This is a genomic window from Bradyrhizobium sp. SZCCHNR1053, from assembly GCF_032381235.1.
GTDB lineage: Bacteria > Pseudomonadota > Alphaproteobacteria > Rhizobiales > Xanthobacteraceae > Bradyrhizobium.
Window position 1 is genome coordinate 152,538 of the sequence record NZ_JAUHJM010000002.1, and the last position, 16,947, is coordinate 169,484.

Below are 16,947 nucleotides of genomic sequence, written 5' to 3' on the forward strand. Positions count from 1 at the left end.
CAGGCTCTCATTCTCCCCAGAACGCCGGCCTCGTCGGCGACAGCCGGCCGCCGATGCGCACCGGCGCGACCTTGATCGCAAGCCCGGTGCCGTTGTCGGTCTCGACCGCCACACCGCTCAACGTCGCCTCGCCGGAGGCCGGCTCGAAGCGCGCCGACGGGATGCCCGACTGGAAGCGGCGCAGCGGCTCGTCCTTCTGCATGCCGATAATGGAGTCGTAATCGCCGGTCATGCCGGCATCGGTCATGTAGGCGGTGCCACCGGGTAGGATCCGGTGATCGGCCGTCGGCACATGCGTATGGGTGCCGACGACAAGGCTGGCGCGGCCGTCGCAAAAATAGCCCAGGCCCTGCTTCTCGCTGGAGGCCTCGCAATGCACGTCGACCACGATTGCATCCGCCGCCTCGCGCAGCGGACAGGCACCGAGCTCGCGGCCGACCGCCGCGAATGGATCGTCGAACGGCGTCATGAACACGCGCCCGAGCACGTTGACCACCAGCGCGCGGGCGCCGTTCTTGGCGTCGATCAGCGCGGCGCCACGGCCGGGCGTGCCTGCCGGATAGTTCGCAGGGCGCACCAGGCGCGGCGCGCGCTCGATGAACACCAGTGCCTCGCGCTGATCCCAGGAGTGGTTGCCGAGCGTGACCGCGTCGGCGCCGGCATCGACGAGCTCCTGATAGATCGCCTCGGTGATGCCGAATCCGCCGGCCGCGTTCTCGCCATTGACGATGACGAGATCGAGCGCCCAATCGTGGATCAAGCCTGGAAGGTGGTCCGAGACGGCGCTGCGGCCGGCCCGGCCGACGACGTCGCCGACGAAGAGAATTCGCAACTCAATTGCTCCGGAAATCCAAGGTCTCGCGCTCGGTTAGCACATAATCCAGCGCCGCGTCGTGGGCCAAGGCCGGGATGGCCTCGGTTTCCTGAATGGCGAAGCCGAGGCCGACGCCGATGACGTGATGCATCTTCCGCAGGTGCGAAAAGGTGTAGTCGTAGTAGCCCCCGCCGTAACCGATGCGGTGGCCGGTGCGGTCGAAGGCGGCGAGCGGCACCAGCATCACATCGGGCACCAGCTCGGCGGCTGCCGGCGACGGCTCGGGGATGCCGAGCGACCCGAGCGTCAGCCGGTCGCCCGGCGCGAAGGCGCGGAACGAGAGCGAATGGCCGCGCGCCAGCACGACCGGCAGCGCCAGCCGCGCCCCCTGCCCCGCCAGCTCACGCAGCAACGGCATCGGATCGAGCTCGTTGCGGACCGGCGCATAGCCGGAGACGACCGTGCCGGGCTCGAATGCGAAGGGGAGCCCGCGCGCGGCGATCGCCCGCGCGGCCGCGCTCCGCGTCTCGTCGCTCAACGCGTCGCGCGCGACAAGGGCTGCGGCTCGGAGCTGCTGCTTGGTGTGCTGAGCGGCCTTCATCGGCATGCGACGTGACCTCCGTGACGGGCGGGCGGACGCGGGCACGCAAACGTTGCAGAAACGCAGCAGGTCGGCAACCGAAGGGGAGAGGAGAGACGGAAAACAAGCGCGAAGCCGCAATCGCCGTTGAAACGCTCGATCCCGGAGTTCCCTACGAAAGTAGGTGGGCACCATATGTCCAGGTCCACAGACCTGGCCAGGGACAGTTCCCTAAAGGATCGATAAGGCCCCGGGGATATGTTGGTTCCGGACGCGCGTCGCAGCCTCGCAGTTGCAATGTAACCATCACGGGATGATTTTGCCAGCGGTGGAAGCGGATCGAGGCGCGACACGGTTGCCAACATTCGGCGTCGTCGCCCGGCCCGACCGGGCGCGCAGTACGCCGTGACGGCGATGGCGAAATCGAGGGACCGCGGCGCACACTGCGCCGGCGATGACAGCGATGGGGCGGCGGCAACACAACAGAACATGGCATGGGCTCGCGTCCTCGCGACGCGTTGCGTCCGAGCTGTTGATCTCGATCGCCCCCCTCAAGACAGAGGGCACAGGGAAGGCCGGGCGTCGGCTGACGCCCGTGGCCCGCCTGCTCAAAAAAATGCAGGCGGCAGGTACCACAGGTGCAGCCGGAAACACCCGGCCTTCCCTGCGCGACGGTTTGAACGGCTGCTTCGCGATCTCCTTGGTGCGCCGGGCTTGTTGGCCACCATGCGCGACAACGCGCTTGCGCGCATTGCGCGGGACACCAGCATCGGGGTGTCAGGACCACGCGACTTGACCGTACGTGCATCGCCGTTCGTCCGCGCGAAGTGACTCACGCTGCGGCAATTCACGCCCATCGCATCCCACTGCCAACGGTCCGTGACGGTCGCGAAACGCCCCTCATGCGGCAGCAGGACGGGCGGAAAGATCGACCTGATTTGCCCGACGTGACAAGCCGCGCAGCCTGCGACATCGTAACGCGACGGGCAGTTTGCGCATGATGGATATGTGCGGATTGCCCGTCATGCAGTTTACGACGTGCATCTGCGCGCGTGCCGCCAGCCCAGCATTCCGCCGTCGTCCCGGCCTAGCGCGCCCTTGCGCCCAAGCAATCCAGGATCTCTCCGCAGATGCAGTCTTGATTGCTTCGCTGCGCTCGCAATGATGCCGCGGCGATGACGGCGCTCCCGCGGCAGCGCCGTGTCGGCAGCGCATAGTGTCGCCACGATTGGGGCTCATCGGTCGAAGCTGAGGTTGTGGCAGATCATGCCCACATCCCAATGCCGTGTATCGTACATTGGAGTCCAGGCATGCGCTTCGATCTCAAAACTGTCACGGCCGCCTGCGCGCTACTGATCGCGTCGGCTGCCGCGAGCCTCGCCGCCGACGTCAAGATCCATCGCGTCTCGATCCAGGTCGATCAGAACGATCCGGCGATCATGAATCTGGCGCTGAACAACGCCACCAACATCATGGAGACGTTCAAGGAGAAGGGCGAGGAGGTCGAGATCGAGCTCGTCACCTATGGACCCGGGCTGAACATGCTGCGCGAGGATACCTCGCCGGTGAAGGACCGGCTCAAGCAGATCGCAGAGCTCAGCTTTCCCGCCAAGATCAGGTTCTCCGCCTGCAACATCACCAAACGCGGCATGGAGAAACGCGAAGGACATCCGATTGCGATCGTCGCCGAAGCGAGCCTGGTGCCCTCGGGCGCAGTGAGGCTGATGGAATTGCAGGAGAGCGGCTGGAGCTACCTGAAACCTTAGGTAGTTTTTGCCCCAAAACTGCCAGGTTTAGGGCTCATTGAGATACGATCTTGGATTGATCTGTGTCATCAGTCTGCTCGGGGGAATGGCGAGCAGACGCGATCGGGGACTAGTCACATGCACAGAGTACTCGCCCGGCCAGCGCTGCTGGTGCTGGCAACGCTTTCGGCTGCCTTGCTCACCCCCGTCGGCGCGGTGCGGGCGCAAGAGCAGTCCGCCGCTCCGCTCTCGATCAAGCCTGCGCGCGCGTCCGAACGGCGGGCCGTCCAGCGTCGGGTCTCCGAGACCCGCGCGCCCGAGCCACGGAGCACCTCGGATGAAGCCGCCATCAAGACGCGTATGAACCAATGGACCGTCGGCCTGGCCGCGGGCCTGCCCGACGGCGGCTTCGTCCGCCTCGCCAGCGAGATGGCGCGGACGATGGACGATGGCGACAACATGCGCCTGATCCCGATGGTGACGCGCGGCACCACCTCGAACATCGCCGATCTCCTGTATCTGCGCGGCGTCGACGTCGCCGTCACCTACGCCGATGCGTTCGACTTCTACGCCAAGCAGGCCGGCCTTTCCAACATCAACGACCGCATCCGCTACGTGCTGCGCTTCTTCATCTCCGACGTGCACATCTATGCGCGCGAGGAGTTCAAGTCGCTGCAGGATCTGAAGGGCCAGAAGATCGCGGTTGGAACGGCCGGCGTTGCCGCCGCGCATACGGGGCAGCTGATCTTCCGGCGCCTCGGCATCGACATCGAGCCTGTCGCCATCGGTGGTCCTGTTGCGCTGGAGAAGCTGCACAAGGGCGAGATCGCCGCGATGGTCTATGTCGCCTCCAAGCCCGGCGAGCTGTTCAGCGGCAAGAAGGCGGATCCTGGATTCCACTTCGTGCCGGTGCCGTACACGCAGCAATTCTCGGATTTCTACTATCCGACCAGCATCAAGGCCGACACCTATCCGGGGCTGGTCGCACCTGACACCGCCGTGGAAACCATCGCCGTGCCGTCGGTGCTGGCCGTCTACAACTGGAAGCCGGGCAGCGACCGCGCCGACCGCGTCAATCGCTTCGTCGATGCGCTGTTCACCAACCTCGCGCGGCTGCAGCAGCCGCCGTTCCATCCGGGCTGGAAGGATCTCAATCTCGAGGCCCAGGTGCCGGGCTGGCAGCGCTATCCCTATGTCGACGCCGTGCTGGAGCGGATGAAGAACGAGGCCAATGTCGGCCTGCCGCCCGCCGCGACCGGCAGTCTGTCGCAGCAGGAGCGCTTCGAGGCCTTTCTCGAATCGCAGGCCAAGGCGCCGACGTCGAAGGCGGAGAAGGAGGAGCTGTATCGCTCGTTCTTGGACTGGAGCCGCAAGCGGCAGGGGAGGTGAGGCGATCGGGCTCACAGCGATCGCCTCTACGCCGGATGACGTCATTGCGTGGTGGCACGCAGGCTGAGCGGGATCAGCTCAACAACAACACCATGCCCGGGTCCCCCTTGGCCATGGCGCGCTGATAGGCCGGGCGGGCGCCGATGCGCGCGAGGTAGGCGCGGATGTTCGGGAACGGCGCGAGGTCGTAGGGCAGGAAGTAGCGCATGGTGGTGAGTGAAAACACCGTCATGATGTCGGCGGCGGTAAGCGCGCCGCCTGCCAGATAGTCCGCCTCGCCGCAGCGCGTCTCGACGGCTGCAAAGGCGCGGTCGAGCCGCCCCCTGATAGCGCCGAGCACGGGATTGTCGTCCGGCAGATTGAGCCGGTTGAGGATCATGAGCCGGCCCATCGCGGCTTGCAGGGTGCCGTTGGCGAAATGAAGCCAGTAGAGGAACGGCGCGAAGCTCGGATCGTCCGGCCTGGGCCGCAACCGACCGTGGCCGTATTTGGCGATGATGTACTCGACGACCGCGCCGGACTCGGCGAGCACCAGCTCGCCGTCGGTGATCACGGGCGCCGCGCCGATCGGATGCAGCGCCTTGTACTCGGGCGGCGCCAGCATCGTCCGGGCGTCGCGCGTGTAGCATTTCAGTTCGTACGAAATTTCCAGCTCCTCGCAGAGCCAGACGATACGTTCGGACTGCGACTTGCCGAGGTGATGAACCGTGAGCATGCGCTATTTCACCATCGCGCCATAGACGATGTCCTGCACCTGCTCCCGATAATATTTGCGCAAGTCCCCAGGCGCCGCCGTGCCGACCACGACGACGAGACGCTCCCTGGGATCGCAGAAGAACTGCGTGCCATAGGCGCCGTTCCAGCTGAACTCGCCGGGATTGCCGGGCACCGCCGACAGGCCCTCGCTGACGCGCACGGCGACGCCGAGCCCGAAGCTGAATCCGGCGCGATGCGGCTCCACATTGGCGACGGTGTTCTTGATCTCGGGCCCGAGATGGTTGGAGGTCATGTGGTGCACCGTCTTCGGACTCAGGATCCGCGCGCCGTCGAGCTCGCCGCCATCGAGCAACATCTGGCCGAAGCGGACGTAGTCGCCGATGGTGGCGAACGAGCAGGCGCCGCCGCAGTCCGACCTGGTCGGCGTGTCCAGCAGCTTGATCGCCTGCGGCTTGCCGGTCAGCGGATTGTTCGGAAACGGATGCGCCAGCCGCGGGCGCTGTGCGTCGGTCGGCGCGAACGTCGCATCGGTCATGCCGAGCGGCTTCCAGAGATTGGCTGACAGATATTCCCCGAGCCGCTGCTCGCTGACCTTCTCGATCACGGCGCCGAGCACGTCGATGGAGAAGCCGTATTCGAACTGCGTGCCCGGCTGATGCGCCAGCGGCAGCTTGGTGATGCGCTCGATGAAGGCCTGGGTGTCGCCTTCGATCGCAGGCGCGGTGCCGTCGGGATAGAGCCGCGCCACCGCGCTCGAGCTGTCCGGCCGGCCGCCATACATCAGGCCCGAGGTGTGGCGGTAAAGATCGTGGATCAGGATGGGGCGGGCCTGCGGCACCAGCAGCAGCGCGCCGTTCTCCTGGGTGACGCCGACCTTCATGTCGGCGAAGGCCGGATAGTAGTCGGCGAGCCTGGCCTGCAGCGGCAGCCTCCCCTGCTCCATCAGCATCAGCCCGCCGACCGCAGTCATTGGCTTGGTCATCGAGGCCAGGGCGAATATCGCGTCGAGCGGCATCGGCGTGCCCTTGACCGGATCGAGCTGGCCGTAGGCCTTGTAATGCACGAGCTTGCCGTCACGCGCGATCGCCACGACCGCGCCGGGCACGCGCTTGGCGGCGATCTCGCGGGCGAAGAAATCGTCCATGCGTGCAAGACCCGCCGGCGAGAAGCCGACCTCGTCGGGCTTGGCCTCCGGCAAGGGCGCGGCGGCGAGCGGCGCAATGATCGTTGTGAGCGCGACGGCTGCCGCCGCGAGGATCAGCTTGTTCAAGTGCACCTCCCTGATGTGCGGACGATCCCGCTTATGGCTTGCGAGATTCGATAGCTCCGCGCGTCGAGGCTAGGTCAGCCAGCGGAGAACGACAAGCGCTCGCAAAGCGATCGCATCGCGATGAATTGATCGGCTTCGCTGCTGCACAATGGGCAGTGGTGAGACGTATGAAGAAGGGGACGGGCGAGATCGTGGAGGCTGCGAGGCCACTCATGCTGAGCAAGATCAAGCTCGTCATCCAGATCCTGTGGACCAGCAGCATGCTGATCCTGTGCACCGCAATCGGCGCCAGCTACGGCTTCAGCCAGCACGGCATCAGCGGCGCCATCGCGCTCGGCTTCGTCGGCCTGTGCATCGGCGCGCTGGCAGCGGCAGCGCCGGACGTCGCGCTGGAGATCTTGGTTTCGGGGATCTGGTAGTCCGGTCGTGGAGAGTGGGCAAAGGTGCGCTGGCACGCTGGCTCGGCTTGCACCATTGCTCGGCGCGCCGTGCCCACCATTGCCACCGCGCGTGATAGCGGTGGGCACAGCGCGCGGGAATCTGCGTATGACGCAGCAGCATTGCACGCGCGCCTTTGCCCACCCTACTACTACCGCACCTTATGAAGGAGAATGCGGTTTGATCAAGATCTCACGATCTGGCGCAAATCGATCGCCGGTGGTCATAGTTGGACCATGGGCCTTCAAGTTCGCGCGCAACAAATACGGGCGACGCTGCAATCAGTTCGAAGCGGACTTGTATGCGAGCTGCACCGAACAACAGCGAAGATCGCTGTGCACCGCAGTCTGGGTATCGTCAGGCGGGCTGCTGTTAGTCATGGCTGCAGCCAAACCACTAACTTCGCCACTGTCGCTCTCACAACTCAACGAGCTTTATCGCGATTGGGCTGAATGTCCGTTCGAACCAGGCGCACGGAATTGGGGCATCTACAAGGGTCGACACGTTGCTATCGACTATTCGGCAACCGTCCTCGAAGAGTGAATCAATAAATGCTAAAAAACTCCCACGGCGCTGGTTGAGCACCTCATGGAGTACGCCCTCACCCGATCGCCACGCCACCACCGATGGTGCGGTTCAGCACCTGCGTGGTGCGCTCGATGCGCTCGGCGGCAGCGTTCAGCGCTTTCGCCACCGCGACCTGAGTCGCACGAGCGCGGTCGGCGGACTGGTTGCGCACGTTGCGCAGGCCTTCGAGCTCCTGCTCCAGCACCTGCACGCGCTGATTGGCATCGATCAGCTCATCGCACACGGTGAGCGCGGCCATCACCGTGAGCCGGGCGTCGCCGATCTCGCCGAACTTGCCGCGCAGATTGGTGATGCGCTGCTCGAGACTCTCGGCGAGCTTGAGCAGCCTGAGCTCCTGGCCTTCCTCGCAGGCCATGCGATATTGGCGGCCGTTGATGGTGACGTTGATGTGGCTCATTCCTCGTCCTCATCGTCTTCAGCGGCGTTCTGCCCGTCGCCGCCAGCGAGCACGGTGCGGATGGTGCCGATCGCGGTGTCCAGACGTTCGGCGATCTCGCGATTGGTGCGCTCGAGCCGTCGCGTCTTCATCAACGAGCCGTCGAGCTCGTCGGCGAGGCGCGAGCGGTCGGCGCCGAGCGCCTGGATGCGCGTTGCGAGCTCGTCCTCGTCACGATCCGCCTCGCGCCGCCGCTCGACCGCGCTCTCCAGCGCGTCGAGGGCCGTCATCAGTCGCCGCGTCGCCGCCTCGAGATCGGCGGCGCCGGGTTCCACCTGGCCGGTAAGATTGGCAGGGTGATCGTTCATGGCACGGATGCGAGGCCCTCGGAGCCAGCGGGATGCGACAAAAGCGCTGTCCGGCAAGCGGTTACGGGCAAAATCTTACGTGCTGGGCGAGCCAAGCGCAACGCTCGGCCGAAACTATGCACTACTAAGCAACTTTTGGGAGGTTCCCGGCGTTGCAGAACCTTTGATTCCCGGAACCGAGGTGCTAATCAGCCCGCAAAATCCCGGCCCGCCAGCAATACCGGCGGCGCTCCTGTCATCAGCATTTCACGTTTGGACGGATTCCAGCATGACGCAGGTCGATCATTCCCGCATGGCCAACGCCATCCGCGGGCTCGCAATGGACGCCGTCGAGAAGGCCAAATCGGGCCATCCGGGCCTGCCGATGGGCGCGGCGGACGTCGCCACCGTGCTGTTCACCCGCGTGCTGAAATACGATGCCGCAGCGCCCGCTTGGCCGGACCGCGACCGCTTCGTGCTCTCCGCCGGCCACGGCTCGATGCTGCTCTATGCGCTGTTGTATCTCACCGGCAACGAGGAGATGACGCTCGACCAGATCAAGCGCTTCCGCCAGGTCGATTCGCTCACCCCCGGCCACCCGGAGAATTTCCGCACCAAGGGCATCGAGACCACCACCGGCCCGCTCGGCCAGGGCATCTCCACCGCGGTCGGCATGGCGCTGGCCGAGAAGATGCTGCAGGCCGAATACGGCAAGAAGATCGTCGATCATCACACCTATGTGCTGGCGTCCGACGGCGACCTGATGGAGGGCATCTCCCAGGAAGCGATCGCGATGGCCGGGCACTGGAAGCTCAACAAGCTGATCGTGCTGTGGGACGACAACGGCATCTCGATCGACGGCCCGCTGTCGATTGCCGACTCGGTCGACCAGGTGAAGCGCTTCAAGGCGTGTGGCTGGGCGGCCGAGCTGATCGACGGCCATGATCCCGAGGCGATTGCCGCCGCGATCGCACGGGCCCAGAAGTCGTCGAAGCCGTCGCTGATCGCCTGCAAGACCACGATCGGCTACGGCGCGCCGACCAAGGCCGGCACCTCCAAGGTGCATGGCGAGGCGCTCGGGGCAGAGGAACTGAAGGGCGCCAAGGAGAAGCTCGGCATTTCGCAGGAGCCGTTCTCGGTGCCCGACGACGTGCTCGCCGCCTGGCGCGAGGCCGGCCGCCGCGGCGCGGCTGCGCGCGGCGAATGGGAGACCCGGCTTGGCGAGATGGGCCCGCGCAAGCGCGCCGAGTTCGAGCGCCGGCTGCGCCACGAGCGGCCCGCCGCGCTGGCGAAGGCGCTGAAGGACCACAAGAAGGCGCTGCTGGAGACCCCGCTCAACGTCGCCACCCGCAAATCGTCGGAGGCCGCGATCGAGGTGATCGCAGCCGCAATGCCGTTCGAGTTCGTGGCCGGCTCGGCCGACCTCACCGGCTCCAACAACAACAAGGCGAAGTCGGCCGTCTCGTTCTCGGCCAAGACGCCGAAGGGGCGCTTCATCCATTACGGCATCCGTGAGCACGGCATGGCCGCCTGCATGAACGGCATCTTCCTGCATGGCGGCTTCGCGCCCAACGGCGCCACCTTCCTGGTGTTCTCGGACTATGCGCGCGGCGCTATCAGGCTGTCGGCGCTGATGGGCGCCGGCGTCGTCTACGTGCTGACGCATGATTCGATCGGCCTCGGCGAGGACGGCCCGACGCACCAGCCGGTCGAGCATCTGGCCGCGCTGCGCGCGATCCCCAACATGCGGGTGTTCCGGCCGTGCGATGCGGTCGAGACCGCCGAATGCTGGGAGCTGGCGCTGAACCGCACCAACGGTCCGACCGTGCTGGCGCTGACGCGGCAGAACCTGCCGCAGCTGCGCACTTCAGCGCCGTCGGATAATCCGTGCAGCCGGGGCGGCTACGAGCTCGTCGCCGCGCAAGGCGAGGCCAAGGTGTCGCTGTTCGCGACCGGCTCCGAGGTCGAGATCGCCGTGGCCGCGCAGAAGCAGCTCGCTGAGCGTGGCATCCCAGCCCGCGTCGTCTCGGTGCCGTCGCTGGAGCTGCTGCTGGAGCAGCCGGCCGAGACCAGGGCAAAGATCGTCGGCAACGCGCCGGTCAAGATCGCCGTCGAAGCCGCAGTGCGCTGGGGCTGGGACGCGGTCATCGGCCAGGACGGCATCTTCATCGGCATGCATTCGTTCGGCGAAAGCGGCCCGGCCAAGGAGCTCTACAAGCATTTCGGCATCACCGCCGAGGCGGCTGTCGCGGCGGCCGTACAGCGGCTGGCGTAAAGGCCCGCTCGAACCTGCGCGGCGGTTCACCAAATCAGGAGCGCCGCACGAACGTGCTTCGCGACGGTTGAGCGATCGCAAAAAAAGGACTACGAAAGGACCATATCGTCCGCTCCCGCCCGGCAGAACCGGGCGGCAACAGTTCCAAAACCCTCGTGGGGCCCGTGAGAAGGCTGCCGACGGGGATGAGAAACGTCATTGAAGGAGACGAAAATGGCAGTCCGGGTCGGGATCAACGGGTTTGGCCGCATCGGCCGCAACGTTCTGCGTGCCATCGCGGAATCGGGCCGCAAGGACATCGTGGTGGTCGGCATCAACGATCTCGGCCCGGTCGAGACCAATGCCCATTTGCTGCGCTTCGACAGCGTGCACGGCCGCTTCCCCCACACCGTGACCGTCGACGGTGACAGCATCGACATCGGCAACGGCAAGATCAAGGTGACGGCCGAGCGTGATCCGTCGAAGCTGCCCTGGAAGGATCTCGGCGTAGACATCGCGCTGGAATGCACCGGCATCTTCACCTCAAAGGACAAGGCCTCAGCGCACCTGACCGCCGGCGCCAAGCGCGTGCTGGTCTCCGCGCCGGCCGACGGCGCCGACGCCACCATCGTCTACGGCGTCAACCACACCGCGCTGACCAAGGAGCACCTCGTCGTCTCCAACGGCTCCTGCACCACCAACTGCCTGGCCCCGATCGCCAAGGTCTTGAACGACACGGTCGGCATCGAGACCGGCTTCATGACCACGATCCACGCCTACACCGGCGACCAGCCGACGCTGGACACCATGCACAAGGATCTCTATCGCGGCCGCGCGGCGGCGATGTCGATGATCCCGACCTCGACCGGTGCGGCCAAGGCGATCGGCCTGGTGCTGCCCGAGCTCAAGGGCAAGCTCGACGGCGTCGCGATCCGGGTGCCGACGCCGAACGTGTCGGTGGTGGATCTCAAGATCGTCGCCAAGCGTAACACCGATCCGAAGGAGATCAACGAGGCGATGAAGCGCGCCAGCGAGCAGGAGCTCAAGGGCATCCTCGGCTACACCACGGCGCCGAACGTCTCGATCGACTTCAACCACGATCCGCACTCCTCGACGTTCCACATGGACCAGACCAAGGTCATGAACGGCAACCTCGTGCGCGTGATGTCCTGGTACGACAACGAGTGGGGCTTCTCCAACCGCATGGCCGACACCGCCGTCGCGATGAGCAAGCTGCTGTAACTATCTCCACCGTCATTCCGGGATGGTCCGTAGGACCAAACCCGGAATCTCGAGATTCCGGGTTCGATGCTTCGCATCGCCCCGGAATGACGGGCTAAGGAAGCATCATGACCCTTCCGCACTGGCTCGGAATTCCGGGCGCGATCCTGCTGATCGGCTTGATCGTCTACGGTTTCCGTCAGGGCAGCAAGGTCACGTCCCAGCAAGAGGGCAACCCGCCGGAGAGTCTCCCCCCGGGCTCCTCATGATGTCGGCCAACAAGCGAGCATGACATGAAACAATTCCGCACCCTCGACGATCTTCCCGCCGATGTCGGCGGCAACGTTGCGCTGGTCCGCGTCGACTTCAACGTACCGATGGCTAACGGGCAGGTAAGCGATGATACACGCCTGCGCGCGGCTATTCCGACCGTGAAGGAATTGCAGGCCAAGAACGCAGCGGTTGTCCTACTGGCGCATTTCGGGCGTCCCAAAGGCAAGGTCGTCCCAGAGATGAGCCTTCGGCCGATTGTTGCGCCGCTTTCGACGCTGCTCGGCACTGAAGTTAAGTTCTGCGACGATCTTGATCAGCCGCATCTCACGACCGAGAATCTCGAACCCGGCGAAGTCCTGCTGCTGGAAAACCTGCGCTTCAAGGCCGGCGAGGAAGCGAACGACCCAAAGTTCGTCGATGTTCTCGCGCAGTGCGGCGACATCTGGGTCAACGACGCCTTCTCCGCCGCCCACCGCGCCCATGCGTCAACGGAAGGCCTCGGCCACAAGCTGCCCGCCTATGCCGGCCGCACCATGCAGGCCGAGCTCGACGCGCTCGACAAGGCGCTCGGAAAGCCGGCCAAGCCTGTCATCGCGATCGTCGGTGGCGCCAAGGTCTCGACCAAGATCGACCTGTTGGAAAACCTCGTCACCAAGGTCGATGCACTCGTCATCGGCGGCGGCATGGCCAACACCTTCCTGCATGCGCAGGGCGTGCAGATCGGCAAGTCCTTGGCTGAAAAGGATCTGGCTGCCACTGCTCTCAGGATCATGGACAAGGCGGAAGCCTCGAACTGCGCCATCATCCTGCCGGTGGATGCTACCGTCTCCTACCATTTCGCGGCCAACTCGCCGTCCTTCGCCTACGGGCTCGACGCGATCCCGCCTGACAGCATGATCCTCGACGTCGGCCCGCAATCGACCGCGCGCATCCACTCCGCGATCGACGACGCCGCGACGCTGGTGTGGAACGGCCCGGTCGGCGCGTTCGAGCTCGCTCCGTTCGACCGCGGCACGATGGTCGCGGCCAAGCACGCCGCCGAGCGCACCAAGGCCAAGAAGCTGATCTCGGTGGCCGGCGGCGGCGACACGGTCGCGGCGCTCAACCAGGCCGGCGTGGCCTCCGACTTCACCTATGTCTCGACCGCCGGCGGCGCCTTCCTAGAGTGGATGGAAGGCAAGCCGCTGCCGGGTGTCGAGGTGCTGAAGGCCTGATGTTTCGACGCTTGTCGGCCATGAATGTTTCTGTTATGTTCCACTTATGGCCGAGACACCGACAGACGCGGTCCACCATATCCTGATCAATATCCAGGAGAGCATCGCTGCGCTCCGGACCGAGGTCGGGCAGTTCAGGCAGGACAATCGCGCCGAACACGAGCGGATGGAAGCTTTGATCCGCAAGCAGCGTCGCGACTCCGCCGGCATGCTGGTCATGATGCGTGCGGCTGCCAGTGACTTCGACGAGCGCGTCAGCGACGTCGAGGAACGCATGGCGGCTCTTGAAGCCAGGAAGACCTGATCTCCCATCGTTGAGCTACCGGCAACGCGCCAGCCCTATGCGCTAACCCTAGACATATCCTGATCGCCGCCTCCTCCGGGCTGCGTCGCCGCCACCCTTGGAATCTCCCCACCACCGCGTTATGCACGGTGCAGCAGTTTCGGCGCGTGCGCATCCTGCCGCACGGTCCAATCCTTAATCTCAGGGAGTTCCAGCCATGGCTCGTATCACGTTGCGTCAATTGCTCGACCACGCGGCGGAAAATGACTACGGCGTCCCGGCCTTCAACATCAACAACATGGAGCAGGCGCTGGCGATCATGGAGGCGGCCAATGCGGTCGACGCGCCCGTCATCATCCAGGCCTCGCGCGGCGCCCGCTCCTATGCCAACGACGTCATGCTCAAGCACATGATGGACGCGGTCACCGAGATCTATCCGCACATTCCGGTGTGCGTGCATCTCGATCATGGCAACGGTCCCGACACCTGCATGACCGCGATCCAGTCCGGCTTCACCTCGGTGATGATGGACGGCTCGCTGAAGGCCGACGGCAAGACCCCGGCTGACTGGGACTACAATGTCGGCGTCACCAAGACGGTCGCCACCATGGCGCATCTCGGCGGCATCTCGGTCGAGGGCGAGCTCGGCGTCCTCGGCTCGCTCGAGACCGGAATGGGCGACAAGGAGGACGGCCACGGCGCCGAGGGCAAGCTGTCGCACGATCAGCTGCTGACCAATCCCGACGAGGCGGTGAAGTTCGTGCGTGAGACCAAGGTCGACGCGCTCGCGATCGCGATGGGCACCTCGCATGGCGCCTACAAGTTCACGCGCAAGCCGGACGGCGACATCCTCGCCATGAACGTGATCGAGGAGATCCACCGCAAGCTGCCGAACACGCATCTGGTGATGCACGGCTCATCGTCGGTGCCGCAGGACCTTCAGGAGATCATCAATTCCTTCGGCGGTAAGATGAAGCCGACCTGGGGCGTGCCGGTCAGCGAAATCCAGCGCGGCATCAAGAACGGTGTGCGCAAGATCAACATCGACACCGACAACCGCATGGCGATGACCGGCCAGATCCGCAAGGTGCTCTCGGAGCACCCGGAAGAGTTCGATCCGCGCAAGTACCTGAAGCCGGCGATGGAGGCGATGGCCAAGCTGTGCAAGCAGCGCCTGCAGGAGTTCAACACCGCCGGCCAGGCTTCCAAGATCAAGCGCGTGCTGACGACCGCCGAGATGGCCAAGCGCTACGCCAAGGGCGAGCTCGATCCGAAGGTGGCGTGAGCCGGCGTTTACAGCCCACTCAGCCCGCTGAGCTTGCTAGACCTCGGTGGTCACCGCGACGGCAGTGAGCTCCCCTCCCCCTTGCGGGGAGGGGTCGGGGGTGGGGGTCTCCGAGTGATCCTATCAGTGATGGGCTCGATAGCACGTGTCGGCGATCTTGCAGTTATGAGTTATGAGCGACACAGCGAAGGCCTGACCGCGCGCACCCCCATAGCGATTGACGAGGGACGATTGTAGACGCAACTCACTGAATTCAGCGCGCGTGGACCCCCACCCCCAACCCCTCCCCGCAAGGGGAGTCGGCTGCCTTTGACGCGACAGGTCGTCTGATCAGCAATCTCTCCTTCACCTCTGCGAGAGCCTGCCTTGGCTGTGGCCAATGTTTGCTCGGCATCCGCCCGAGAACCGTCTATTTTGATGGGCAGGGCAGGTGCGTCTGGAGCCAAGCATGAATCTCTCCGCACTGAACAGCACGGCCCTTGCCATGGTCACGCCGGGCAAGGGCATCCTCGCCGCCGATGAATCGACCGGGACGATCAAGAAGCGCTTCGATGCCATCAAGGTGGAATCGACCGAACAGAACCGCCGCGACTATCGCGAGATGCTGTTTCGCAGCGCAGGCATGTCGTTCATCTCCGGCGTCATCCTCTATGACGAAACCATCCGCCAGAACGCCGCCGACGGCACCCCGCTGGTGAAGCTGATCGAGGCGGCCGGCGGCATTCCGGGCATCAAGGTCGATGAGGGAACGCAGCCGCTACCCGGCTGCCCCGGCGAGCGGGTCACGGTCGGCCTCGACAGGCTTGCGGATCGGCTGGCGACGTACTACGCGCTGGGTGCGCGCTTCGCCAAATGGCGGGCCGTGATCGATATCGACAAGGACAATATCCCTTCGATGACAGCGATCCATGTCAACGCGCATGCGCTCGGCCGCTATGCCGCCCTGTGCCAGGCCGCGAACATCGTGCCGATCGTCGAACCGGAGGTGCTGATGGACGGCGATCATGACATCGGTCGCTGCTTCGACGTCACGCGCCGCGTCCTGAACGAGGTGTTTCGTGAATTGCGCATCCAGCGCGTCGCGTTGGAAGGCATGATCCTGAAGCCCAACATGGCGGTGCCCGGCAAGCAGTCGCCGGACCAGGCCGGGGTGCAGGAGGTCGCCGAAAGGACCGTCCAACTGCTGAAGGAATGCGTGCCCGCGGCGGTGCCCGGCATCGCCTTCCTGTCCGGCGGACAATCGGACGAGAGTGCCACCGCGCATCTCGACGCGATGAACCGGCTCGGGCCGCTGCCCTGGAGGCTGACCTTCTCCTATGGCCGCGCGCTGCAGGCGGCGCCGCAACAGGCATGGGCCGGCAAGGCGGCGAACGTCCCCGCCGGCCAGCGGGCCTTCACCCACCGCGCCCGCATGAACGCGCTTGCAAGCCGCGGCCAGTGGACCGCAGCGCTCGAGAAAGAGGCCGCATAGTGTCCGGCAAGACGACTTCCGCGCGGCCCGCACCGCGCCTCTATCTGGCAACGCCGGTCGTGACCGATGCGGCGGCGCTTGCCGCCGACCTGCCGGCGATCCTCGCCAACGCAGATGTCGCGGCGGTGCTGGTGCGGCTGAAGGACAGCGATCCGCGCAGCATGATCACGGCGGTCAAGACGCTGGCGCCGGCGATCCAGGGCGCCGGTGCGGCGCTGCTGATCGACGGCCATCCCGACATCGTGGCCCGCGCCGGCGCCGATGGCGCGCATCTGACCGGCGTCGCTGCGCTGGAGGAGGCGCTGCCGGGGCTGAAGCCGGACCGCATCGCCGGCGGCGGCGGCCTGTCGACACGCCATGATTCGATGCGTGCCGGCGAACTCGGCGCCGACTATGTGCTGTTCGGCGAGCGCGATGCGCAGGGACGGCGGCCGTCGCCGGATGCCGTCAACGAGCGCCTCGCCTGGTGGGCGGAGCTGTTCGAGCCGCCCTGCGTCGGCTATGCGATCTCGCTCAAGGAAGCCACCGACTTCGTCGCGGCCGGAGCCGATTTCGTGCTGGTCGACGACCTCGTCTGGAACGACGCCCGCGGTCCCGCCGCGGCGCTTGCAGAGGTCAGCACCGCGATCCGGAGCGCATATGCGGCCGCGCCGGCCGACGCGCCGGGACAGAGCTGAACGGG

18 protein-coding genes and 1 other RNA gene are annotated in these 16,947 nt (G+C 65.5%); 12 read left to right on the top strand and 7 right to left on the bottom strand.

The features are described from left to right. Positions 1-7 precede the first annotated feature (7 nt). The 3 genes from QX051_RS05630 to ssrS form a co-directional block, all read right to left on the bottom strand. Positions 8-832, bottom strand: coding sequence for a TIGR00282 family metallophosphoesterase (locus QX051_RS05630; protein WP_315775408.1), 825 nt, complete (start codon positions 830-832; stop codon positions 8-10). A 1-nt stretch (position 833) separates the two neighbouring features. Further along, positions 834-1,415 carry a 5-formyltetrahydrofolate cyclo-ligase gene (locus QX051_RS05635; RefSeq protein ID WP_315775841.1) on the bottom strand — a complete coding sequence of 194 codons (582 nt, stop codon included), beginning with the start codon at positions 1,413-1,415 and terminating at the stop codon, positions 834-836. Between the two features lie 107 nt (positions 1,416-1,522). After that, positions 1,523-1,684, bottom strand: a non-coding RNA gene (gene ssrS / locus QX051_RS05640) — 6S RNA. A gap of 1,020 nt (positions 1,685-2,704) precedes the next feature. Here ssrS and QX051_RS05645 point away from each other — a divergent pair. Together QX051_RS05645 and QX051_RS05650 are read left to right on the top strand one after the other, a co-directional pair. Then, positions 2,705-3,160, top strand: a complete 456-nt coding sequence (locus QX051_RS05645; protein WP_315775409.1) for a DsrE family protein — start codon at positions 2,705-2,707, stop codon at positions 3,158-3,160. Between the two features lie 117 nt (positions 3,161-3,277). Next, positions 3,278-4,528, top strand: coding sequence for a TAXI family TRAP transporter solute-binding subunit (locus QX051_RS05650; RefSeq protein WP_315775410.1), 1,251 nt, complete (start codon positions 3,278-3,280; stop codon positions 4,526-4,528). Between the two features lie 73 nt (positions 4,529-4,601). On the opposite strand, the gene QX051_RS05655 is transcribed toward QX051_RS05650, so the two are convergent. Further along, positions 4,602-5,243 carry a glutathione S-transferase family protein gene (locus QX051_RS05655; protein ID WP_315775412.1) on the bottom strand — a complete coding sequence of 214 codons (642 nt, stop codon included), beginning with the start codon at positions 5,241-5,243 and terminating at the stop codon, positions 4,602-4,604. Between the two features lie 3 nt (positions 5,244-5,246). Further along, positions 5,247-6,515, bottom strand: a complete 1,269-nt coding sequence (locus tag QX051_RS05660) for a serine hydrolase domain-containing protein (RefSeq protein WP_409998068.1) — start codon at positions 6,513-6,515, stop codon at positions 5,247-5,249. A gap of 212 nt (positions 6,516-6,727) precedes the next feature. Between QX051_RS05660 and QX051_RS05665 the strand changes: the two genes are divergently transcribed. Both QX051_RS05665 and QX051_RS05670 read left to right on the top strand, forming a co-directional pair. After that, positions 6,728-6,934 carry a hypothetical protein gene (locus QX051_RS05665; RefSeq protein ID WP_315775413.1) on the top strand — a complete coding sequence of 69 codons (207 nt, stop codon included), beginning with the start codon at positions 6,728-6,730 and terminating at the stop codon, positions 6,932-6,934. A 127-nt stretch (positions 6,935-7,061) separates the two neighbouring features. Further along, positions 7,062-7,496, top strand: a complete 435-nt coding sequence (locus QX051_RS05670) for a hypothetical protein (protein WP_315775414.1) — start codon at positions 7,062-7,064, stop codon at positions 7,494-7,496. A 58-nt stretch (positions 7,497-7,554) separates the two neighbouring features. On the opposite strand, the gene QX051_RS05675 is transcribed toward QX051_RS05670, so the two are convergent. Both QX051_RS05675 and QX051_RS05680 read right to left on the bottom strand, forming a co-directional pair. Further along, complete coding sequence (locus tag QX051_RS05675) at positions 7,555-7,938, bottom strand: cell division protein ZapA (protein ID WP_315734404.1); 384 nt, start codon at positions 7,936-7,938, stop codon at positions 7,555-7,557. After that, on the bottom strand, positions 7,935-8,285 hold the full coding sequence (locus tag QX051_RS05680; RefSeq protein WP_315771745.1) for a DUF4164 domain-containing protein: 351 nt from the start codon (positions 8,283-8,285) through the stop codon (positions 7,935-7,937). The genes QX051_RS05675 and QX051_RS05680 overlap by 4 nt, the downstream gene beginning before the upstream one ends. Before the next feature lie 268 nt (positions 8,286-8,553). Between QX051_RS05680 and tkt the strand changes: the two genes are divergently transcribed. The 8 genes from tkt to QX051_RS05720 all read left to right on the top strand — a co-directional run bounded on the left by tkt (position 8,554) and on the right by QX051_RS05720 (position 16,942). Then, the gene (gene tkt, locus QX051_RS05685; RefSeq protein WP_315775415.1) at positions 8,554-10,539 is read left to right on the top strand and encodes a transketolase; all 1,986 of its coding nucleotides are present in this window, start codon (positions 8,554-8,556) and stop codon (positions 10,537-10,539) included. Between the two features lie 213 nt (positions 10,540-10,752). Beyond that, positions 10,753-11,760: a type I glyceraldehyde-3-phosphate dehydrogenase gene (gene gap / locus QX051_RS05690; RefSeq protein WP_315775416.1), complete on the top strand. Its 1,008-nt coding sequence runs from the start codon at positions 10,753-10,755 to the stop codon at positions 11,758-11,760. Between the two features lie 107 nt (positions 11,761-11,867). Further along, positions 11,868-12,008, top strand: coding sequence for a hypothetical protein (locus tag QX051_RS05695; protein ID WP_315775417.1), 141 nt, complete (start codon positions 11,868-11,870; stop codon positions 12,006-12,008). Positions 12,009-12,032: 24 nt separating this feature from the next. After that, positions 12,033-13,226 carry a phosphoglycerate kinase gene (locus QX051_RS05700; protein ID WP_315775418.1) on the top strand — a complete coding sequence of 398 codons (1,194 nt, stop codon included), beginning with the start codon at positions 12,033-12,035 and terminating at the stop codon, positions 13,224-13,226. 46 nt (positions 13,227-13,272) lie between these two features. After that, complete coding sequence (locus QX051_RS05705; RefSeq protein ID WP_315775419.1) at positions 13,273-13,530, top strand: hypothetical protein; 258 nt, start codon at positions 13,273-13,275, stop codon at positions 13,528-13,530. A 196-nt stretch (positions 13,531-13,726) separates the two neighbouring features. After that, positions 13,727-14,794 (top strand): class II fructose-bisphosphate aldolase, encoded by a 1,068-nt coding sequence (gene fba / locus QX051_RS05710; protein ID WP_315775420.1) that lies wholly within the window; start codon positions 13,727-13,729, stop codon positions 14,792-14,794. 448 nt (positions 14,795-15,242) lie between these two features. Further along, entirely contained in the window at positions 15,243-16,265 is a 1,023-nt protein-coding gene (locus QX051_RS05715) for a class I fructose-bisphosphate aldolase (protein ID WP_315734421.1), read from the top strand. Continuing rightward, a complete protein-coding gene (locus tag QX051_RS05720) occupies positions 16,265-16,942 on the top strand; it encodes a thiamine phosphate synthase (protein WP_315775421.1) in 678 nt (225 codons plus the stop codon). The genes QX051_RS05715 and QX051_RS05720 overlap by 1 nt, the downstream gene beginning before the upstream one ends. Positions 16,943-16,947: the final 5 nt, after the last annotated feature.